Annotated in this window: 17 protein-coding genes and 1 riboswitch; of the genes, 13 read left to right on the top strand and 4 right to left on the bottom strand. The window is 50.2% G+C overall.

The window, feature by feature from the left end; all coding sequences use genetic code 11:
* Positions 1-107: 107 nt before the first annotated feature.
* The 3 genes from A3842_RS10525 to mglC all read left to right on the top strand — a co-directional run bounded on the left by A3842_RS10525 (position 108) and on the right by mglC (position 3,842).
* Entirely contained in the window at positions 108-1,184 is a 1,077-nt protein-coding gene (locus tag A3842_RS10525) for a galactose ABC transporter substrate-binding protein (RefSeq protein WP_143186237.1), read from the top strand.
* A 124-nt stretch (positions 1,185-1,308) separates the two neighbouring features.
* Positions 1,309-2,820: a sugar ABC transporter ATP-binding protein gene (locus tag A3842_RS10530; RefSeq protein WP_074087689.1), complete on the top strand. Its 1,512-nt coding sequence runs from the start codon at positions 1,309-1,311 to the stop codon at positions 2,818-2,820.
* A 14-nt stretch (positions 2,821-2,834) separates the two neighbouring features.
* Positions 2,835-3,842, top strand: a complete 1,008-nt coding sequence (gene mglC, locus A3842_RS10535; protein WP_074087690.1) for a galactose/methyl galactoside ABC transporter permease MglC — start codon at positions 2,835-2,837, stop codon at positions 3,840-3,842.
* Positions 3,843-4,172: 330 nt separating this feature from the next.
* Here mglC and A3842_RS10540 read toward each other — a convergent pair whose 3' ends face one another.
* Together A3842_RS10540 and ade are read right to left on the bottom strand one after the other, a co-directional pair.
* Positions 4,173-5,000, bottom strand: coding sequence for a GNAT family protein (locus tag A3842_RS10540; protein WP_083609551.1), 828 nt, complete (start codon positions 4,998-5,000; stop codon positions 4,173-4,175).
* Between the two features lie 39 nt (positions 5,001-5,039).
* A complete protein-coding gene (gene ade / locus A3842_RS10545) occupies positions 5,040-6,794 on the bottom strand; it encodes an adenine deaminase (protein ID WP_074101345.1) in 1,755 nt (584 codons plus the stop codon).
* 56 nt (positions 6,795-6,850) lie between these two features.
* A riboswitch (purine riboswitch) is annotated at positions 6,851-6,950 on the bottom strand.
* Positions 6,951-7,074: 124 nt separating this feature from the next.
* Between ade and A3842_RS10550 the strand changes: the two genes are divergently transcribed.
* The 8 genes from A3842_RS10550 (at position 7,075) to A3842_RS10585 (ending at position 19,095) form a co-directional block, all read left to right on the top strand.
* Positions 7,075-9,036: a WG repeat-containing protein gene (locus tag A3842_RS10550; protein WP_074101347.1), complete on the top strand. Its 1,962-nt coding sequence runs from the start codon at positions 7,075-7,077 to the stop codon at positions 9,034-9,036.
* A gap of 286 nt (positions 9,037-9,322) precedes the next feature.
* On the top strand, positions 9,323-10,087 hold the full coding sequence (locus tag A3842_RS10555; protein ID WP_074087693.1) for a CAP domain-containing protein: 765 nt from the start codon (positions 9,323-9,325) through the stop codon (positions 10,085-10,087).
* A gap of 324 nt (positions 10,088-10,411) precedes the next feature.
* The gene (locus A3842_RS10560; RefSeq protein ID WP_074087694.1) at positions 10,412-11,317 is read left to right on the top strand and encodes a GDSL-type esterase/lipase family protein; all 906 of its coding nucleotides are present in this window, start codon (positions 10,412-10,414) and stop codon (positions 11,315-11,317) included.
* Positions 11,318-11,369: 52 nt separating this feature from the next.
* Positions 11,370-12,350 (top strand): ABC transporter ATP-binding protein, encoded by a 981-nt coding sequence (locus tag A3842_RS10565; protein WP_074101349.1) that lies wholly within the window; start codon positions 11,370-11,372, stop codon positions 12,348-12,350.
* Entirely contained in the window at positions 12,343-13,332 is a 990-nt protein-coding gene (locus A3842_RS10570; protein WP_074087696.1) for an ABC transporter permease, read from the top strand. Before A3842_RS10565 ends, A3842_RS10570 begins: the two co-directional genes overlap by 8 nt.
* 65 nt (positions 13,333-13,397) lie before the next feature.
* Positions 13,398-15,380 (top strand): DNA topoisomerase IV subunit B, encoded by a 1,983-nt coding sequence (parE, locus tag A3842_RS10575; protein ID WP_074087697.1) that lies wholly within the window; start codon positions 13,398-13,400, stop codon positions 15,378-15,380.
* Positions 15,381-15,837: 457 nt separating this feature from the next.
* Complete coding sequence (gyrA, locus tag A3842_RS10580) at positions 15,838-18,279, top strand: DNA gyrase subunit A (RefSeq protein ID WP_074101351.1); 2,442 nt, start codon at positions 15,838-15,840, stop codon at positions 18,277-18,279.
* Between the two features lie 348 nt (positions 18,280-18,627).
* The gene (locus tag A3842_RS10585) at positions 18,628-19,095 is read left to right on the top strand and encodes a MarR family winged helix-turn-helix transcriptional regulator (protein ID WP_074101353.1); all 468 of its coding nucleotides are present in this window, start codon (positions 18,628-18,630) and stop codon (positions 19,093-19,095) included.
* A 258-nt stretch (positions 19,096-19,353) separates the two neighbouring features.
* Here the strand turns inward: A3842_RS10585 and A3842_RS10590 are convergent, their stop codons facing one another.
* Entirely contained in the window at positions 19,354-20,091 is a 738-nt protein-coding gene (locus A3842_RS10590; RefSeq protein ID WP_083606838.1) for an RluA family pseudouridine synthase, read from the bottom strand.
* 12 nt (positions 20,092-20,103) lie between these two features.
* Positions 20,104-20,967, bottom strand: coding sequence for a class I SAM-dependent methyltransferase (locus tag A3842_RS10595; protein ID WP_074087700.1), 864 nt, complete (start codon positions 20,965-20,967; stop codon positions 20,104-20,106).
* A 266-nt stretch (positions 20,968-21,233) separates the two neighbouring features.
* On the opposite strand from A3842_RS10595, the gene A3842_RS10600 reads away from it, so the two are divergent.
* On the top strand, positions 21,234-22,100 hold the full coding sequence (locus A3842_RS10600) for a helix-turn-helix domain-containing protein (protein WP_074101354.1): 867 nt from the start codon (positions 21,234-21,236) through the stop codon (positions 22,098-22,100).
* A gap of 98 nt (positions 22,101-22,198) precedes the next feature.
* On the top strand, positions 22,199-22,564 hold the full coding sequence (locus A3842_RS10605; RefSeq protein WP_074101356.1) for a VOC family protein: 366 nt from the start codon (positions 22,199-22,201) through the stop codon (positions 22,562-22,564).
* The last annotated feature ends 109 nt before the right edge of the window (positions 22,565-22,673 follow it).

A 22,673-nucleotide genomic window follows, 5' to 3' on the forward strand; every position in this document is an offset into this window, starting at 1 on the left:
GTAGGATTTTATATTCGCAACCGCTTTCACGTCGGGCATAATAAGGATGTACCCGGGACATACTGGGCACAACTAAAAAGAAACATATATCAGGAGGTCAAATAATTATGAAAAAAATCACTTCCGTTTTACTAGCTAGTGCTTTGCTTGGTGCAGCTCTCGCAGGCTGCGGCGGCAACAATAATGCTAAGACTGACAATACAGGCAACGCTGCAAAAGCTACCAACAGTGCAAACTCCGGTGCTGCTGGTAAGACTCCAAAGGTCGGCGTGGCTATCTACAAATTTGACGATACGTTCATGACCGGTGTCCGCAATGCCATTGACACAGCTGCCAAAGGCATCGCTACTGTAGACATCGTAGACAGCCAGAACTCACAGCCTACACAGAACGACAAGGTGGACCTTTTCATCACAAAGAAATACGACGGCATGCTGATCAACCCGGTTGACCGCACAGCAGCAGGCGTAATTATCGATAAAGCCAAAACAGCAAATATTCCGGTAGTATTCCTGAACCGCGAACCGCTTCCAGAAGATATGAAGAAATGGGATAAAGTATACTACGTAGGCGCTAAGGCTGAAGAGTCCGGTACGATGTCCGGCCAGCTGATTGTAGACTACTGGAAGGCTCATCCAGAAGCTGATAAGAACAAAGACGGCGTGCTCCAATATGTAATGCTGAAAGGCGAACCTGGACACCAGGATGCCGAGCTGCGTACCACCTACTCCATCCAGGCCATCGAAGATGCCGGCATCAAGGTAGAGAAACTGGCTGAAGACACAGCCATGTGGGATCGTGTAAAAGGACAAGAAAAAATGGCAGCCTTCCTCGGCTCCCACGGTGACAAGATTGAAGCCGTTCTTGCCAACAACGATGATATGGCCCTCGGCGCGATTGAAGCTCTGAAAGCTGCGGGATACTTCACTGGCAACAAGTATATGCCGGTTGTAGGGGTAGATGCGACGGCTCCAGCTGTTCAAGCGCTGCAAGACGGAACCATGCTTGGTACGGTGCTGAATGATGCCAACAACCAAGGTAAAGCTGCAATCACATTGGCTGCATTGCTGGCCAAAGGTGAAACGCCTACCAAAGAAAATGTGGGCTTTAACATCACAGACAACCAATACGTATGGATTTCCTACAAAAAAATCACTAAAGATAATGTAGCTGACGCGAAATAAAGCTTAATACAAATAAAGCCGGGGAGTGGAAAACTGCTCCCCGGAATTCCTTACGGGTAGGAAGCAGAAGGGAACCGCTGTGCCTCTCATGGAAAAAGAAAAATAGCGTAGGGGGCGTAACAACATGGCAAAAACTGAATTTTTGCTGGAAATGAACAATATTACCAAAGAATTTCCCGGTGTAAAGGCGCTGGACGGCGTCAGCCTGAAGGTTAGGCCGGGTTCGGTCCATGCACTGATGGGTGAGAACGGCGCAGGCAAGTCTACACTCATGAAATGTCTGTTTGGGATCTATTCACCGGATGCCGGTGAGATTTTTCTGGATGGTGAAAAGGCTAATATCACCAACTCCAATGATGCTTTGGGTCACGGAATCTCCATGATACACCAGGAGCTGCATCCTGTGCCGTTCCGCAATGTGATGGAGAATATCTGGCTGGGGCGTTTTCCGACGAAAGGGTTCGGACCGATTCAGTTCATTGACCACAAGAAAATGTTTACTGACACTGAAAACCTTTTCAAGGATCTGGATATCGATCTGAATCCCGAAACCCTGGTAGGCAAACTGTCTGTATCCAAAATCCAATCTATCGAAATCGCGAAAGCCGTCTCTTTTCATTCACGCGTTATTGTAATGGATGAACCTACCTCCTCGCTGACCAGTGTGGAAGTGGAGCATTTGTTCCGGATTATCCGGGATCTGCAAAAAAGAGGCGTGTCCATTATTTATATATCCCATAAAATGGAGGAAATCCTCGAGATTTCTGACGAAGTGACGATCATGCGTGACGGCAAAAAAATCGGTACCTGGCCTTCAGCAGAGCTGACAACAGATCTGATTATTTCCAGAATGGTCGGCCGCGACCTCACGAACCGGTTCCCTGAACGCTCTAACGTTCCCGGTGAGGTTTTCCTGAAAGTGGAAGGGCTTACATCGCCAGAACCGAGATCGTTCAAGGATGTATCCTTTGAGCTCAGACGCGGTGAGATTCTGGGTGTCGGCGGTCTGGTCGGCGCACAGCGTACGGAGGTTATCGAGGCCCTGTTCGGACTTCGTGCAATAAAATCCGGAAGCATTTCCATTGCTGGCAAGAAGGTTAATATCCAGTCGCCGCAGGATGCCAAAAAACACGGGTTGGCACTGCTTACCGAGGAACGCCGGGTAACAGGTATTTTCCCGGTGCTGTCCGTTCATGAGAATGGGGCTATTGCCAATCTGGACCGTTACCAGACGCCATATCTGCTGCTTGACGGCAAGAAGAAAAAGGTTGAAGTCGATAAGATGATTGAAAAGCTGCGTACCAAGACACCCACCACGAAAACGCAGATTATGAATTTATCGGGGGGGAATCAGCAAAAGGTGCTGCTCGCCAGATGGCTGCTTACCGAGCCTGAGGTACTGCTGCTGGATGAACCAACCCGCGGGATTGACGTCGGGGCCAAATTCGAAATCTATTCGATCATCGCCGATTTGGCGAAGCAAGGCAAAAGCATCATCATGATCTCTTCGGAAATGCCGGAACTGCTCGGAATGTCCGACCGCGTAATGGTTATGTCTGAAGGCAAGCTGACAGGAATACTAGAAGGCGAGCAGGCTACGGAAACCGAAGTTATGCGTCTCGCTGCACAGCATTAAGGGGGAAACTACTAATGAACGTTAAAAAAGCTCAATCCTTTGTCACTCAAAACGCGATCTATATCGTACTCGTACTGCTGATCATGGGTATTATCATCTATGAGCCAAGCTTTATGTCCATCAATACGCTGCGTGACGTCCTGATTCAATCCTCCACACGTGTAATTATCGCTCTGGGTGTGGCCTTTATTCTGATCACAGCCGGTACGGACTTATCCGCAGGACGTGTTGTAGGGTTCACGGCGGTTATCTCCGCTTCGATGCTGCAAATTCCGGATTATTCACGCCGGTTCTTCCCTGATCTTCCGCAGGTGCAGGTATGGCTTCCAATCCTAATCGCTATCGTTGCCGGTCTGCTCTGTGGTCTCATTAACGGGATTATCGTCTCCAAGCTAAATGTTCCACCATTCATCGCTACACTTGGTACGATGCTGATTGTATACGGTTTGAACTCTCTGTACTTTGATATGGACCCGAACCAATCGCAGCCGATCGGCGGTCTGCGTCCTGACTTCACCAAAATAGGCTCCGGTTTTATAGGTGAAGGAAAATATTCTATTCCGTACATTGTCATCATAGCCCTTGTAGTCGCCGCCATTGTATGGGTGCTCTTCAACAAAACCAAGCTGGGCAAAAACATGTACGCTATCGGCGGCAACATGCAGGCTGCCAAGGTATCCGGGATTAACGTATCCAAGAACCTGATCTACATCTACGCTATTGCTGGTGCCCTGTACGGTCTGGCTGGTGTGCTTGAGGCTGCCAGAACAGGCGGCGCAACAAACAACTACGGTAACATGTACGAGCTTGATGCCATCGCGGCTTGCGTAGTCGGCGGCGTATCCACTACAGGCGGTATCGGTACGGTGCCGGGCGTTCTCGTCGGTGTAATTATCTTCACCCTGATCAACTACGGTCTAACCTTTATCGGCATCAGCCCTTACTACCAATTGATTATCAAAGGTCTGATTATTATTGCGGCGGTATCGTTTGATATGCGGAAATATTCGTCGAAGAAGTAAGCGAAACAACAACAATAACTACTTAAGGTGATTGGGGCGTGGCTACGGTGAGTGTTTGGGCTTTCGGCCGCTGTTGTCCTCGGATTTCCTGATTTGAACCGCTGGCAGCGGTAGAAATCCGAGGACAAAGGCGGACGCTATCGCTCCTACAGCTCCAAACTTCCCCTCCGCCACTTGCATCACCTTAGGTAGTTCCCCTTCCCGCTTCGCGAGGGGGAGGGGCAGTATAAAAAGCGTTTGCTGGGTATCCGGCAAACGCTTTTTTTGTAGTGCTGAGGGAGTCTATTGGAACATGATGCCAGTGAGGTGATTAAGGCGTGAAAAGCAGCATCAAGTTCCTTTCTTCACCCAATTAGCTCTGATGTAGCCAATTCTCATTCCTGCTCTTTCCATATTGTTCTGGCTTGTCGAAGTATACGCACATTGACCTACAACTAACTCGCATTTTTGTAATGCTGCTTCGTACATGCGCTTACCTAAAAATGCTGATTGCAGACCCTGTCCTCTAAACTCAGGAAGCGTGGCAGCAAAGGTCAAGGATGCAATCCCGCTATGGATATACATTACCGCAACACCGGCAGGAATTTCATTTACGAATCCAAGGAAAATACGCCATCCGGAGCGATTGAATAATACTTTATTATTTGCTGCAACGTACTTTGAACCACTTTCCGCTAAACCGCTTCCCAAACAATGTAACTTACCATATAGTTCGAATTCGTCTTCATTTATTTCACGAATGAATATATTGGATGGATAGTCCGGATAAACCTCATTTGGAATACCATACATAGATGTATGGAACGTGTTTTGATAAAAACCTTTACTGGATAAATACTGAAGTAGCTCAGGGCTGGACTTAGAAGGGATAATTTCAAATTGGCAAGGTCTGTCACGTTCATGATAAAAATGAATAATTTCATCCACTTGGTCTATATCATCAAGTGTGATGCCTTTAACGGTATTAAAAGCCCCCCATGGCATTGTTTTAACATATATCGCCGTTGTATTACCAAATTTCTCTATCTCGGCTCCTTCAGGGTTGCCCGCTCGTTCACGTATGGCTTCTACTCTGGAAACCATATAATCAATTTCTGATTTTTCGATCCGTTCAGCAAGCTCTCTGGTGACAACAGGGAATGGCAAGTTATTATTCACTCCCTCCAAATTAATTCTTAATATCTAAGCAAACATGCCCTAGTCTATTACCTCAATCCCGATATGCGAATAAGAGGCGAAGTCGAATAAACCCCGGTCTGTCAGCTTGAGCGCAGGAATGACCGGCAGGGCCAGGAAGGATAAGGTCAGGAAAGGATTGAAGTGATCCGGTGCACCGATCTCACGAAGGGCGGCGTACAGCTGCTTCATCTCGGCATAGACCTGTTCATAGCCCTGCTCGGACAGGAGTCCTGCTACCGGAAGCGGCAGGGAGGCAAGAATTTTGTCACCGGATACTACAGTCAGTCCGCCGTTCATAGCTTCGATGTGGCGGATGGCGGTGAGCAGCTCCAGATCGGAAACACCGGCGGCGATAATGTTATGTGAATCATGAGCTACGCTTGCCGCGATGGCACCTTTGGAGAACTGAAAGCCTTTTACGATACCCAGACCGATATTCCCGGTACGGTTGTGTCTTTCCACTACAGCTAATTTGAGCAGATCCTGCTGAACAGAAGGGGCGAAGCAGCCATTTCGAATCTGAACCTGTTCCTTGAGGTGGCGGGTTACGATTGAGTTTGGAATAATTCCGATAACATTGCAGTAGCCGGACTCTAGAGGGATTGAGAGATCACCGTTTTCCACATTGGCCAGGCGGCAGCTCTCGGCAATTGAACTTTGAACCTCAGCTGCTGTATTTTCTGTGAAAGCTCCTGTAACCAGCTTTCCATTGTCAACAACACATTCGCCTTGTTTAAAGACCTGAGAGATGGATAGTGAATTCAGATCATCCAGCAGCACCAGATCCGCCCGGTATCCTGGTCCAATAGCGCCCCTGTCTTGAAGCCCGAAGCATTCCGCTGTGTTCAGCGTTGCCATCTGGATGGCTGTGATGGGATCAAGGCCTCTGCGGATGGCGAGCCGGATGTTATGGTCCACGCTGCCTTCTTCCAGCAGATCATCGATTAATTTATCGTCGGTCACGAAAAGGCAGCGTCTCGCATTCTTTGCAGTGACGGCGGGCAAAAGGGCTTCCAGATCCTTGGCGGCGGTTCCTTCACGGATCATTAGATACAGGCCCAGGTCAAGGCGTTGTTTGGCCTCCTCTGCATGGACACATTCATGATCTGTCCGGATGCCGGCTGAACGGAAGATGTTGAGGTCTTCCCGGGCAATCCCGGCAGCATGCCCGTCGATCCGTTTCCCATGGTCAAGTGCACCGGCCAGCTTATCCAGCATCCCTGTGTCAGGCCCTGCCAGCGCGGGGAAATCCATTACTTCTGCGAGTCCCAGCACCATGGGGTCGGCATACATCGGGCTCAGGTCAGCGGCCTCCAGCCGGGCTGCACAGCTCTCGAACTTCGTTGCCGGCACACAAGAGGGGAGCATGACGTAAATATCCACCGGCAGGTCTCTGGAGCGCTCCAGCATGTATTTAATACCCTCTACCCCGGCCACGCTGCCGATTTCATGCGGATCGGTGACTACTGCTGTAACTCCATGCTGCAACACCACTTTGGCAAATTCCTTGGGAGTCAGCATGGAGCTCTCAATGTGAACATGCCCGTCGATCAGGCCGGGAATAATCCATTTTCCGGAGGCGTCTGCCGTCCGTTTGCCTTCATAGGAGCCGATTCCTGCAATATATCCATCCACAATGGCAATATCGCCCTCCATTAGCTCACCAGTGAATACATTGACTATGGTTCCGCCTTTGATTACAAGGTCCGCCGGGATTTTCTTGCCTGCCACCTGAATGCGTCTTGTGAGCAGGGATTTCGTACTGTTACTCATAGGTTTCACTTCCTTGTCTGTGTTAAGGTATGCCAAAAATCCTGATCACAAAAAAATGCACACCGGCATTTTTTTGTAATCAGGATTTTACGGTTCCTGGTAGAGACCCCCGGCCCTTATCGCCGAAGTTATACAAAAATGTTATGTCTATAGTATGCGAGGTCGCCATGAATTTCAAGATCACACCACATGTCATATAGAACCCTGCCTGCTTAGGCACATAAATCCGCCCCTGCCCATATCCTGTAGGTATAAGGTTATGGTAAAGGGGAGCGAATGGATGCTGAGGATCAAATTGAATGAGCTGGGTAAAGGCTGGGATACCGGCCTTGTCCAGACTGAAGTATGGCGGTGGGACGGAATCGGCTGGAACGAGTGCATTCCCCAGCAGGAAGAGGATTTTATCCGGGCAGATGACGAGCTGTTCGTAACGATCCCCGCGGTAGAGGGATTGTACCGGGTGGACTATTTCCGTAAACCTCCCGAACCGCAGATTGTACTCCCAGAAGTAGAGGAGAGCGCGTTGAGGGCTGATCTGCTGCACCCTGCGCCTTTCAAGCTGAAAGAGGGCACACTGTGGGGATACATTAATAATGAAGGCCGGACAGCCATTGAGCCCAGATACGACTATGCCGAGGATTTTCAGCCGAACGGTCTGGCTATAGTGCAGCGTAAAGACAGAAGCGGGCTGATTGACGGCACCGGAAAGGAGAAGGTAAAACCCGTCTATTCCTTTATTGCCCCCTTTTCCGAGGGCCGGGCTGTAGTCTCCGATGCGAAAGGGTATACCCTGATTGATGAAAAAGGCAAAGAGGTCACTTCCGCCCGCGCAGACTATTTGAATTCGCTGCATGAAGGACGGGCGCTTTTTTCCAGACAGAGCACCACAGGTACTTCCCGCTATGGCTACTGGGATGCGCAGGGCAAAGAGGTACTGCCTGCCGTATATGAGGATGCTGGTGATTTTATGGGTGGAACGGCACTCGTCAAAATCAAAGATGGAGAATTTGCACTGATCGATCCGCAGGGAGCGGTATTGCATTCTTATCACTATCCGTTTGTGGGGTATCCGGGGGACGGACTGCTGGCGTTTCAGGCAGAAGAGAACGGCAAATACGGCTATCTCCGCACGGATGGAACGATTGCAATACAGCCGCAATTTACCGCTGCACTGCCTTTTTCCGGGGGAAGAGCGGTCATCAATACAGCAGCTGATTACGGTAATGCCTACGGGCTGATTGATATGAAGGGACAACAGATCATCCCGGCCACCTATTACGAGGTGCTGCAGCTTGGCGAGGATCGCGTTGCACTCGGAACCCCCCTGGATGCTGCCCGGCCTTACATCGGGTCTCGTTATGTCATCGCAGATGCGGTAACCGGAAGGATCCTCAGCAATCATCCCCTGCTCGGTGTGAACAATTATCAGAATAGCCTGGCGTCCGTATATGATGCCAAAGAGACTTATTTTATCGATAAAAGCGGCCAAAAGGCCGCCCAGCCCCCCGTTATCCCTGGTGCTGGCACTCTGTCCTTCAGCGGAAGTCTGATCCGGGCGGATGTAGATCTGCGCACGTCTTATCATGACCGCAGCGGCAAACAGGTATGGAGACAAAACAGTGTGATTCCGCTTCGGCCGCCATATTCCGTACTGGAGAAAAAATATAAGCCGAACAAAGACTATCTGGTCTATTATCCCGTGGTGGAAGGCATTGCTATTACGGATGTGTCCAGAGTAGTGAACGACAAGCTGCGCAGCCTTTCTCTGGCTGAGGGTGCAGGGACAGGCGGTGCGGCTCAGGATTTCAGCTATACCGGTGATTTTAACGTATCCTTCTTCCGTAAAAATCTCCTGGTCCTGGAGCTGAACGGGTATCGCTTCCCATTCGGAGCAGCACACGGGATGCCGACAAAAATCTATACGCATATCAATCTGCGAAACGGTAAATTTTATAGGCTCGGCGATTTGTTCAAACCGGGCAGTAAATATGTGCAGAAGCTTAGTGATATTGTCGGTAAGCAGATTGCGAATGATCCCCAGTACTCCTATGTATTTCCCAATACCTATAAGGGCATTACCGCAGACCAGCCGTTTTACGTGGATGAAGAGGCACTATATCTGTATTTTGCCCCTTATGAAATTGCGCCGTATGCTGCCGGATTTCCTACGTTCCGTATTCCTTATGCGGAGATTATGGGACTCATCTCAACCGAGGGGGAGTTCTGGCAGTCTTTTCACTAAGAGGAGCTCCCTGTCCCGGTATATAATGTAAGAAAATTTAACAAAATATACGGCTGCCGTTCCAGAAGGAGCGGTGTTGCCGTTTTTTTTCGCGGAATACAAGCCTTATACAGTCTGCCGCTAGACGGGACAAGCGGTCTGAACTCTACTAATCCCCAGAATTTAGAAGCGCACAGCAAATAGATTTGTGTTACAATGACTAAGGAACAAATTACAACTTTGTAATATTTGATTCAGCGACTCTTGGCAGAAGACCACACTACAACAAGAACAAGGAGATGGCAGAATGAAGAGCAAGACTTTAAGAGCAGTGATTGGTGGAAGTGTAGCGGCTGTTATGGCGCTTAGCATCTCTCTTCCATTACAAGCAAATGCAGCATCGGAAACTCAGACGATGACCATAAAGACCACTAACTTTGCACAATTCATGGAATATCTGAAACAATACAGCACAAACGGATTTTCGTTGGACGGTTCCACGGTAACTTTTACGAAGCTTCAGCCTGTTGTTACAAATCCGGCAGCAGCAGCTCCAACAGCTACAGCGAAGCCTGCCGCAACACCAGCGCCTGCGGTTCAGCCCGTAACGCCTGTGGCAACACCAGCACCAACGGCTAAACCCGTAGCAACAGCCAAACCTGTAGCAACAGCTGCGCCAATAGTGGCAGATACGTCCGGAACTGCTGCATTTACCCAGCAGATCGTAACATTGGTCAATAAGGAACGCGCAGCAGCTGGACTTGCGCCTGTAGCAGCACTAGCCAGCCTTAACAAGGTAGCGGCAGCCAAGGCAACAGATATGCGTTCGAACAATTACTTTTCCCACACGTCTCCAACGTACGGATCACCCTTTGACATGATGTCTTCTTTCGGCGTGACTTATCAGTATGCAGGTGAAAATATCGCTATGGGACAAAAAACACCTCAGGAAGTCATGACCGCTTGGATGAACAGCACCGGGCACCGGGCCAACATTCTTAGTGCGAATTTCAATTATATCGGCGTTGGTTTTGACAATAACTACTGGGTACAAGAGTTCATCGGCAAGTAAGCTTCAAAAGCTTCAATCCCTGCAAGGTATAACGGTTCCTCTTTCAATCCCAAGAGAAACCGCAGCTGTATCAGCATTTAACCGTTCTCCGGCGCAGCCGGGGAGCGGTTTTTTTAAGAATATAAGGATTAATATGTATTAAGGTATCAATCATTGTTATATTTCTACGCTGAAACGGGTACCGTCCTTTGAAGGGGGGTATCCGTTTCCTCTTGCATTCAGTATTTGCAAATTGAACATAGAAGAATTATGTTTATCTACATAGTTAAGAAGTTTGTAAAATGTGGAACAATACAGAATAGAACGGCACACGGAGGGATAGCTTTGAACGATTCCAAATGGACCTGGCGCGCAGTCAGCTTGATTTCCATAGCGGCTACAATCATTTTACTCGTCGGGTTTGTGTATGCGGTAAAAGATGTGCTGTACCCAAAAGGAGCAGCCACACTAACTATTCTACCGGAGCAGACCGCTGCTCCAGTCTCTGCTGCCGGAGAAACGATCAGAATAGTGGCATTAGGCGATTCACTGGCCAAAGGAACAGGCGATAATGAAGGCAGCGGGTATGTGAAGCGCACGTTAGACGGCTTGACAGCAAAAGGAAGCAAGACAAGTCTGATCGGCAATATGGGGATCAACGGTCTGACAACAGCAGGTCTGCAGAGCAAGCTGCAGCAGGAAGGCGTGAAATATGCGCTTCGCCAGTCTAACGTGATACTGGTGTCCATAGGCGGGAATGACCTTTTCAGAGGGGCTGACCTTTTGGGAAGCGGCAGTGAAGGCCAGCAGATTGCGGTACCGGATACGGAAGGTCAGAAAGCTGGAAGCATGGAGGAAGGTACAGGTGTAAGTACAGGTGCGGGTATCGCAGAAGGGAATGATAAAATATCTCCTGATTCCCTGCTGGCAGCATTGCCTGAAGCGGCGAAACGGCTTAATACCATTCTCGAACGTATTTCAGAGATTAATCCTGAGGCGCAGATCTACTATCTGGGGCTCTATAATCCATTTGGAGATGTTCCCGAGCTGCTCGTGCCTGGTAATCAAGCGGTAACGGCCTGGAATAACGCAGCGATGGATATTATTAATAAGCATAGCAACATGACGCTTGTTCCCACCTTTGATTTGTTCAACCGGCATCTGGACAAGTATCTGTCGAGCGATCATTTTCACCCGAATGGCAACGGTTACCAGCGGATCAGTGAGCGGGTCATACAGGCATTGCAATAAGCCGGGACAGTTGTCAGCAGGGCAAAATAATCAACAGAAGGGAGCTGCAAGGATGACATCAAACCCAAGAGACGGCTCCGGTACGGTAGTGCTGTCTGTCGACGGTGTCCGTAAAAAGATAGGGCGCAAATGGATTATTGATGATGTAACCTTTGATGTGCGTGAAGGTGAAATATTTGGTTTTCTCGGTCCGAATGGGGCCGGCAAAACGACGACTATCCGCATGCTGGTAGATTTGATCCGCCCCAGCGAAGGGAAAATCACCGTATGCGGCTACAACGTAAACCGTGAGCCCGAAAAAGCGCTGCAATATGTTGGTTCCATTGTAGAGAATCCAGAGGTCTACACCTATCTGACCGGATGGGAAAATCTGCAGCATTTTGCCCGGATGCAGCCGGGAGTAGGTAAAGACCGTATCGCCGAGGTAGTCGATATTGTCCGGCTGGATCAGAGGATACACGATAAGGTAAGTACGTATTCCCTTGGCATGCGCCAGCGGCTGGGTATTGCCCAGGCACTCCTTGGACGCCCCCGGCTTCTGATTCTGGACGAACCCACGAACGGGCTAGATCCCAAAGGAATAAAGGAACTGCGTGAATTCATCCGGCGGCTGGCCGATGAAGGTCTTGCCGTATTTGTCTCCAGCCATCTGCTGAGCGAAATTCAGCTGCTCTGCGACCGGGTAGCCATTATCAGCAAAGGTCGGGTGCTCGCCGTGGGCGGAGTCGAGGATCTGGTTGCCCAGAGCTCGCCATATGTGCTATGGGAGCTGGATCCGTTAAGCAGAGCAAAGAACCTCCTTGGCGGCCGCCCGGATATTTCAATACTGGAGCTGGATGAAGTGACCCTGGATGATTCCGTTATTGCCGGCATGGGGGCGAATTCCCTGATCACTGTGATGGAAGAGGATTTGATTCCGGAGATTGTAGCCGTACTTGTTACAGATGAGGTGGAAGTACGGGCCGTGCATAAAATCAACCCTACACTGGAACAGCTATTCTTGAAGTTAACGGAAGGTGAAACTATTGACTAGCCTAATACCGCTCATCCGCAATGAGTGCCTGAAGATTATTAAAAAGAAGCGCTTCTACATTATTCTGCTTATTCTGCTTGTACTTGTGCCTATGTTTACCTATGCACAGATGCGGATTGCCGAGCGCAGCCGGGATAAGTTCAACTCGGACTGGAGGCTGGAGGTTCAGCAGCAAATCACAGATAATCAGAATTCACTCGGCAGTGACCGGATCCCTGAGGAGTGGAAGTCTTACCGGAAAATATTTGTCCAGCAGCTGCAATATTATCTGGATCACGATGTGAATCCGAATGAGCCTAGCGGAGTAACCTTCACCCGTGAGTTTCTGGACAATTCGGTATCCTTGTTTATTCCGCTGTTGATTATGGCTGTAGCCTCCGATTTGGTCTCTGGAGAGCGGACCACCGGAACCATCAAAATGCTGCTGACCCGGCCGGTGAAGCGCTGGAAAGTGCTGTTCAGCAAAATGGCGGCGCTGCTGATGTTTGTCTCGCTGATCGTGCTCTCAACTTTTCTGATCAGCTATCTCGTTTCGGGTCTTGCCTTTGGGTATAAAGGATTTAATGTCCCTGTCTTTACGGGGTTTCAGCTGAATGGAGATACAGTGGATATGTCTAGCGTGCATGCGGTGCCGCAATGGAAATATTTGCTGATGCAGGGCGGATTGATCTGGTTCGTGAGTGTAGTTGTTGCGCTCCTGGCTTTTATGGTATCAGTGCTCGTGCGAAGCACAGCCGCGAGTATTGTAGTGATGATGGCGGCACTGATTGCCGGCACCATATTGACAAATATGGCTTCAGCATGGACTACGGCCAAATATTTATTTATGGTCAACCTGGGCTTGACTGGTTATTTATCCGGTTCGCCCGCCCCTATTGAGGGGATGACACTGTCCTTTTCTATGGGGGTGCTGGCCGTTTGGGGAATTCTTTCGGTGATCATTTCATTCGCCGTCTTTACGAAACGGGATATTTTGAATTAGAATGTACAAAGTGAACCAAAACGTTTGTTTGCATTTCGCAGATAGAGAAAGAAGGAGGAGCATGAATGCTCGAACAGATCGATATGTTTGCAAAAGTCTCCAAGAACGGCGATACCGCCCGGACTGGATACGATGCTGACGACATTCAGGTGCTCGAAGGTCTGGTTGCAGTACGCAAACGGCCCGGCATGTATATTGGCAGTACGAGTGCCTCGGGACTGCACCATCTGGTATGGGAAATCGTTGATAACGCCGTAGATGAGCATTTGGCCAAATTTTGCTCGAAAATTGATATTACACTCCGCAAGGACGGTTCGGTGACCGTAATCGACAATGGACGCGGAATTCCGACCGGAATGCACAAGACAGGAGTCCCCACACCGCAGGTGGTATTTACGATTCTGCACGCGGGTGGCAAATTCGGAGGCTCAGGCTACAAGAAATCCGGCGGTCTGCACGGCGTGGGAGCTTCAGTAACCAATGCCTTGTCCGAGTGGCTGGAAGTAGAAATATACCGGGATGGCAAGATTCACCGGCAGCGCTTTGAATATTGGGTAGACAAAAGCGGCAAAGAACATGTCGGTGAGCCAGTGACCGGACTTGAGGTTTTGGGGAATACCAATAAGACCGGATCGAAGATCACCTTCAAGCCGGATATTCGTGTCTTTCCAAACGGTATTGCCCTGAACTATGATACGCTGGCGGAACGGGTGCAGGAGATCGCCTTTCTGAACTCCGGGCTGCGCATTAATCTGACGGATGAACGCAGCGGCCGGCAGGATGAATATTTTTATGAAGGCGGGGCCAGCCAGTTCGTACAATTCCTTAACGAGGGCAAGGACGTACTGCATGATGTAATCCATTTCAGCTCGGAAAAAGACGAAATTGAGGTTGAAGTGGCCCTGCAGTACAATGCCGGGTATACCGAAACTATTGCTTCCTTCGTTAACTCGATTCCTACCCGCAGCGGCGGCACGCATGAGACAGGCTTCAAGACAGCCTATACCCGGGTTCTGAATGATTATGCCCGCCGGACACAGCTGCTCAAGGAAAAGGATAAGAACCTCGAGGGTAACGATTTGCGCGAAGGCATGATGGCGGTTATCAGTGTCAAGATGTCCGAGGTGGAGTTCGTCGGCCAGACGAAGGATCAGCTCGGAAGCGCGTCTGCCCGCAGTGCAGTAGATTATATTGTATCCGAGAATATGGCGCGTTTTCTGGAAGAAAATCCGCAGGTGGCACAGAGCCTCCTGAAGAAGTCGATCCAGGCCTCCAAAGCGCGGGAAGCTGCGCGTAAGGCCCGCGATGAAATCCGCAGCGGCAAGAAACGCAGTGAAAGCTCGAACCTTGGCGGCAAGCTGTCGCCTGCACAGTCCAAAGATGTAACACGTACTGAACTGTTCATCGTCGAAGGCGATTCTGCAGGTGGTTCTGCCAAGCAGGGACGGGATTCCAAGATTCAGGCGATCCTGCCGCTGAAGGGCAAACCAATGAACTCGGAGAAGGCCAAGCTGCTGGATGTGCTTAAGAACGACGAATTCAAGGCGATCATTTCCACCATCGGTGCGGGAATCGGACCGGAATTTGCCGTAGAAGACAGCAATTATTCCAAGATTATTATCATGACCGATGCCGATACCGACGGTGCGCATATACAGGTGCTGTTGCTGACCTTTTTCTACCGGTATATGAAGCCGCTCATTGATGCCGGCAAAGTCTTTATCGCCCAGCCGCCGCTGTACAAGCTGACGCGCAAATCGGGCAAGCTTGAGACCGTGCGTTATGCCTGGAGCGACGAGGAGCTGGCGAACTACCTGAAGGAATTCGGCAAGAATTTCGAGCTGCAGCGCTACAAAGGACTTGGTGAAATGAACCCGGATCAGCTCTGGGAGACCACGATGAATCCGGAGTCACGCAATTTGCTCCAGGTGCAGATTGAGGATGCTGCTAAGGCGGAGCGCCGCGTATCCACTCTGATGGGAGACAAGGTCGACCCGCGCAAGCGCTGGATTGTGGAGAACGTCGATTTCACTGAGATTGAGGAATAGCAAGAGCGGCAGGATATCTAAGAGATGCTGCGGTTACAATGTGGCATAGATAAATGTATAGCGGTAAGTGACGATTACTTCCGCTGTTTTTATTTTTTGGTGATCCTTTTATGCGAAGCAAAAGGGAACATTCTCTGGTTTTGTCTTTGCCAGGTTCTACAGAGTAAAGCGAAGCTTATGGGGTGGAAAGTAACGGAGGGGAAGTTTGGAACTGGAGGAGCGCTAGCGTCCGCCTTTGTCTGCAGATTTCAACCGATAACATCGGTATAAATCAAGAAATCTGCAGACAACAGCGGCCGTAAGTCCAAACATTCTCCGTAGTTACGCCGGACACCAATCAGCCCAGTTTTACCTTTGAACATTTCAGGCAATAAACCTGAAGAATTTCCAGCAGCGTAGCCGCCAGGTATCACTAATCATTAAAACGCGGACAGATTGAGGAACAGAAGGTGAGCGAATGAGCAGTTTATCAGAACAGTTTTTGCCGGCTTTTCTGGAAGAGGTCGTCGGTGACCGCTTTGGCCGGTATTCCAAATATATTATTCAGGACCGGGCGATTCCGGATGTCCGTGACGGGCTGAAGCCTGTACAGCGCCGGATTCTGTATGCCATGTACGATTCCGGTAATACCCCGGACAAGCCGTACCGCAAGTCTGCCAAAACGGTAGGGGACGTTATGGGGAATTATCATCCCCATGGTGACTCTTCCATCTACGAAGGTATGGTGCGGATGGCACAGCCCTGGAAGATGGGCCATGTGCTAATAGACGGACACGGGAACTGGGGCTCGATGGACGATGACCCGGCAGCAGCGATGCGTTATACAGAAGCGCGGCTGTCACCGATCGCGATGGAGATGATGCGCGATATCGAGAAGCGTACGGTGCTGTTCAAGGATAACTTTGACAACACGGCCAAAGAGCCAGTCGTTGTGCCCTCCCGTTATCCGAATCTGCTGGTCAATGGGACCAGCGGCATTTCAGCCGGCTTTGCGACGGAAATTCCACCGCATAATCTGCGCGAGGTAATTGACGCGTGCATCGCAGTCATGCAGAAGCCGGATATTGAACTGGAGGATATCATGACCTTTATCAAAGGCCCTGATTTTCCGACAGGCGGCACGATTATGGGCGGCGACGGCATTATGGATGCTTACCGCACCGGGAAAGGGCGCATCTATTTGCGCTCCAAGACGGAGATTGAAACGCTCCGGGGCGGGAAGCAGCAGATTGTGATTACCGAGGTACCGTTCCAGATCGTCAAATCCCGGCTGGTCACTTCAATGGAGAATATCCGGCTGGAGAAAAAGATCGAAGGCATCGCAGAAGTCCGAGATGAGAGCGGACGTGATGGCCTGCGGATCGTAGTCGAGCTGAAGAAGGAAGCGGATGCCCAGGGGATCCTAGCCTATCTGCTCAAAAAAACAGATCTTCAGATCACTTATAATTTCAACATGGTGGCTATTGTCAACAAGTCTCCGCAGCAGCTTGGTCTAAAAGCCATCCTGGAGGCTTATATTGCCCACCAGCGCGAGGTGGTTACCCATCGCACGCGGTTCGATCTGGAAAAAGCAGAAGACCGTGCCCATGTGCTGGAAGGACTGGTTAAAGCCCTGAACATTCTGGATGAGGTCATCGCCGCCATCAAGGCGTCGAAGAACCGCCAGGATGCCCAGAATAATCTGGTCTGGATGTTCGGTTTCAGCGAAAGACAGGCAGACTCCATTCTCACCTTGCAATTGTACAGACTAACCAATCTGGAGATTCATTCACTCCAGAAGGAGCTGGACGAGATGCACGCGCGTATCGCTGTGCTTCAGGGGATTCTGGACAGTGATAAGAAATTGATCGCTGTAATCCGGAAAGAGCTTATTGAAATCCGCGATAAATACGGTATAGACCGCCGCTCCCTCATTCAGGGTGAAGTCGAGGAGCTTAAGGTCAGCCTTGAAGTGCTCGTGAACGCCGAGGATGTCCTTGTTGCTCTTTCGGCTGACGGGTACATCAAGCGTACCGGCATGCCATCCTTCACACGTTCAGGCGGTGAACGGCATGCTTCGGGCGTGAAGGAAGGCGACCATATCATCAAGCTGATGGACCTCAATACCCGGGACAGTCTGCTTGTGTTCACCCGCAAAGGGCAGTATTTCCTGCTGCCGGTGCATCAGATACCGGAGTTCAAGTGGAAGGACCCCGGAACAGCGATTGTGAACGTGATAGCTCTTGCCAAAGGCGATGGAATTGTCACCATTCTCCCAGTCGGCAATATGGAGGATACTCAGGCCAGCCTGGTCTTCATCACCCGTAAGGGGCAGGTCAAGCGTACCGAGCTCAAGGAATACTCTACGAGCCGTTCAGGGGCTGTTGCGGCATGCAAAGTGGCTGATGGGGATGAGATCATCACAGTGGCCCTGAGCAGCGGTGACAAGGAGATCGTGCTGGTGACCCGTGAGGGGATGAGCATCCGCTTCTGCGAGAGCGAAGTGAACCCTATGGGCCGTGTGGCCAGTGGGGTAAGGGGAATTCAATTGCGTGAAGGAGACGAAGTGGTCTCTTGCTTCTGGGTCAGTGAAGATGAAGGCGAAATCCTGTCGGTAACCGAAATTGGCTATGCCAAACGTACCCTGCTGCTGGATTACCCGTCTCAGAGCCGTGGCGGAAAAGGGTTGCCAACCTTTGAATTCAAAGAGGGCAAGCGAGTCCGTCCGAACGGCAGCAGAATTTCAGGTGCCTTCTATTGCCGCGAACCACTTGAACTGGTGGCATTAACCCGTGATGGATCAATGTATACCTTCTCCTCTGAATCGGCTCCGCTCGGCGAACGGCGTTCGATAGGCAAGCAGCTGGTGTCTGTTGAGAAAAAGGACGAGATTATAAGCCTTTTCCCGGCAATTAAATAGGTATAGGCTTCATAATGACTGCAAGTTATGAAGAAATAAACGGTGTCCCGAATCTCCTTGTGGAGAATAGGGACACCGTTTTATGATAGATATACCGTACGTTAATCTTAGTTCAAAGGATGCATTTCTGTATGGCTTTGGGTTATTTATTTTTCCCTTTTGCAGGAAATGGAATTTTTCTCGCGAAAATGTAGATATGGCGACCCGAAAAGATACCATCCTTATTGATCAAGTAGAAACGGCTTCGCTGTCCTTATCACGACGGTATCCGTTACAGCGAGAAATATAAGGATAATTTATTGTGTGAAACATATAAATTCTTATATTTCAAGAAAGGAAGGAATACGTGTGCACTCCACTGAATTCAGTAAGATCTGGCATAAAATATTAAAGGATTATAAGTTACATATGGACAGCAAGCTTGCCCCTACACTTACAGACGCCCAACTCACTGTACTGGAATTACTGCAGGAACGTGACGCGATGAAGCCTTCTGATCTGGCTCCGCATCTGGCGACCAGCCCTGCAGCAGTAACGATGCTACTGGACCGGATGGAGAAGCATGGTCTGATTGTCCGGGAGCGTGATGCTGCTGACCGGCGAATCGTATGGGTAAGTATTACGAAGACGGGCAAGAAAGAGACCGAACGCGGACTTCAGATCCGCAGTGATTTTTTTGCTGAGGCGCTGGACCCCATCTCTTCCCATAATCAGCAGCTCCTCCTGTATCTGATGGGGAAGATGGTGGTGACACCAACACCAACATCAACATCAACATCGGCACCAACACCGGCACCCGAGGGCTCAACCCCCTGACCAGTCAGGGTTTTAGAAAACCGAAAGCTCTTTTTCCAAAATGGTTGCTGCCCCACTTCTCCTGACCGCTACGGAACGTACAGCCTATAATTTCGCTTTAGCGTACTCTGCTAGACTAACGGGCCGTAGAACGTTTAATGCCCCTTCATCAAGCCTATTTCAGGTGATTATCCGTACATAACTCCTATGCCTTTTACATGATAAAAGCGGGCAATCAGCCATATAATGCCTATATCACATACAAAAAGCAGGCCTCCGTTACCGGATGGCCTGCTTTTGTGTATGCTGCGACCACAAGCTCCAGGGATGAGTCTGCGGCGGCAGAGAGATCAATTCAACTTCTTCTTTGGTGACGGGGTGGGGGAAGCCGACAAGTGCGGACCACAGAGCAATCTGCTGGCCGGGCTTGTTCACAGCGGCCCCGTATTTCTGATCACCATACAGGGGACAGCGAATGCCGCTGAGCTGTACACGGATCTGGTGGGAACGTCCGGTGAGCAGGTCGATCTTCAGCAGACTGTAGCCTTCGGCACTGCCGAGCACCGTATAGTCCAGAATAGCTTCCTTGCCGCCGGGTGTCCCCTGGCGTACAATCGTCACTGTATTGGTCTTGGCATCCTTGAGCAGTGTATGGACCAGGCGGCCCTTCGCAGCTGGAGGCTTGCCGTGAACCACGGTCAGATAGACTTTATGGAAGCTGTGGGAGCGGACACTCTCGGACAGCCGTGAAGCGGCTTTGGAGGTCTTGGCGAAGATCATGGCTCCTCCAACCGGACGGTCCAGCCGGTGAACCAGGCCCATATATACATTGCCCGGTTTGTTGAAGCGCTCCTTCACGTCCTCCTTGAGCAGGCTTAGCAGATCAGGATCACCTGTTGCGTCCTCCTGCACCGGAATATTGACAGGCTTCACGATGCCAAGCAGATGATTGTCTTCGAAGAGGATCTCGAACCGGGAGCTTCCGCTGCCGGATTCGCCCATCGTACCAGGTGTCATTTCTGACATGGTTTACGCCTCCCAGCGGCCCAGAATACCGCAAGGCAGGTTCATACCGGAGGCAGTAATCGGCAGGCCGATTTCACCGGAGGTCAGCTTGCCGCCATAGCGTTTGCCCATCGTCATCGAGAGCATGTTGCGCAGAACGGTTGGAGAAATACCGGTCGTGTAGGAGTTAATCAGCATGAACAGCGGTCTGTCGCTCATAATCTCCATACAGCTCTCCAGGAACGGATACAGGCTTGCCTCCAATTTCCACATCTCACCGCCGGGGCCTCTGCCATAAGAAGGCGGGTCCATGATGATCGCATCGTATTTACTGCCGCGGCGCTGCTCACGCTGAACGAATTTGAAGACATCGTCGGTAATGAACCGGACCGGACGTTCTGCCAGACCGGACAGCTGTACATTTTCTTTTGCCCATTGGACCATGCCTTTGGCAGCATCCACGTGAACGACAGAAGCACCTGCGCTGGCGGCAGCCACAGTAGCCCCGCCGGTGTAGGCAAAGAGATTGAGCACTGAAATCGGACGGCCCGCTTCAGCGATCTTGTCCATCATCCAGCGCCAGTTGGCCGCCTGCTCGGGGAATAGTCCGGTATGCTTAAAGTTGGTGGGACGCAGGTGGAAATTCAGCTTCCCGTAGCTGATTTTCCAATCGTCAGGAATAGTCTTCTTCATTTCCCACTGTCCGCCTCCAGCGGAGCTGCGGTGATAATGTCCATGCACATCGCGCCATTTCGCCGTCTCATTCGCAAGCGGCCAGATGATTTGCGGGTCCGGACGGCGCAGGATGATATCTCCCCAACGCTCCAGCTTTTCTCCGCCGCCAGTGTCGATTACTTCGTAGTCCTTCCAATCACTTGCTATATACATGATTAATCCATCCTTCAAAAAGTCATTTAGCCTTTATTGTACAACATTTTGCCTTGCAGCTACAATCTAAATGGTTGCAAAGCTGCGACTATTCTTATTTTGCCCCAATACTCATTTATGAATAATAATTCCAATAATTGAAGAGATCAGGGAGGATGATATCGCAGATAAAAAAATTCGCAGCGGAATATAGATAGCTGTAATTCTGGCGCTACTGGCAATGATTGTGTATGATCAAAGAATTAAATGAATGGAGGCGGAATCGGATGTTTGACCTTTCCCAGCTGTATTATCCTATTACGGCAAAACCTGCCGGAGCCGGTGAGGTAATGCCCTGCAAGGCATTGCGGTCATATATCCGCTGCTTCTGGGGAACTGCAGCCCTGCCAGAGACAAGTGGACTCTTACCAAAGACCGCCCTAATTGGCGAGTCAATTTCGTTATCTCCGGAGCCGGAAGTAATTATCCCGGATACGTGTATGGATATTATTTGGGAATGGGATGAGCGTACGGGAGAATCCGAAGGCTTTTTTTGCGGGATCAATGATGCGCCGTTTGAAGTGGGACAAGCCACGGAGTCAACCGGCAGAGTGTATTTCGCTATCCGTTTTCATTTCTGGGCCGTGCATTTGTTCGCGGATGAGCACCTCAGGGATGTCCTTAATGTTCATGTTCCGGTGGAGCAATATTTCGCTTCTTTTCGCAGAGAACTGGGTCACAGGCTGGGCGCTTCCCTTACCTACGCAGAACGTATCACTGTGGCGGAAGAGTATCTGCTTAAGCGTCTGGAACGGACCGTGCATAGCCGGGATAGCTTGCTGAACGCCGTCTACAGTATTCTTAAGCAGAGAGGTGTCGTTGATGCCAGGGCGCTTGAGAGCACTGCAGGGGTAAGCAGCCGTCAACTGGAGAGGCTTTTCCGCGAGTACATTGGTCTTTCTCCGAAAAAGACAGCAGATCTGGTCCGCTTTCAAAATGTATGGCTTGATTTATATCGTTCACCTCCGCCAGCAAGGGCGATGCAGGATATGGTATACGATTACCGCTACAGCCACCAGTCGCATATGATCAACAGCTTCAAGAAGTTTGCCGGCAGAACGCCGCTGGAGGCTTTGGCTTATGCGCGGAGGTAGATGTCGTTTTTTTGCAATACAAAAATGGCAGCAGCGGGTACACTGTTGTAAGCGGGCCAATGTGCAGTTGGATAATAATCTTAAAGGAGTGCGAACCGATGATTTCTTCTTTTGAAGGCATTAACCTGTATACCAAGGATACGGCCGCTTTGGCTAAATTTTATGCTGAACTGCTGGGGGTTCCAGTTCCTTTTGAGGGATTTGGCAATTATGACGGCGCGAAGATCGGTTTTGACCGGGGTCTGCCAGGGCTGATTATCTGGGATGAGAACAAATGGGGCAAGCACACCACTGGAGTTGTTAATCTGGTGTTCTCCTGCAGTAGTCTGGACGAGACCTATGAGCAGCTGAAAGCCCGGGGTCTGGATTGTCAGCCGCCGGCCACCATGGAGTATGGGGGAAAAGAAATGAACTTCCGTGATCCGGACGGCAACGGGATTACCCTGCTGGAAGGCGCTTATTGAGCAAGACATACCATTTGTGAAAAGCATATGATCGAAGCGTTGAACGCGGGCTCTATCCGGTAAGGGAACCGGAGGGCCTTTTTTTTGCGTGCTTAATATTGACAATGAG

The organism is Paenibacillus sp. P3E (genome assembly GCF_001909045.1).
Taxonomy (GTDB): Bacteria; Bacillota; Bacilli; order Paenibacillales; family Paenibacillaceae; genus Paenibacillus_AQ; species Paenibacillus_AQ helianthi.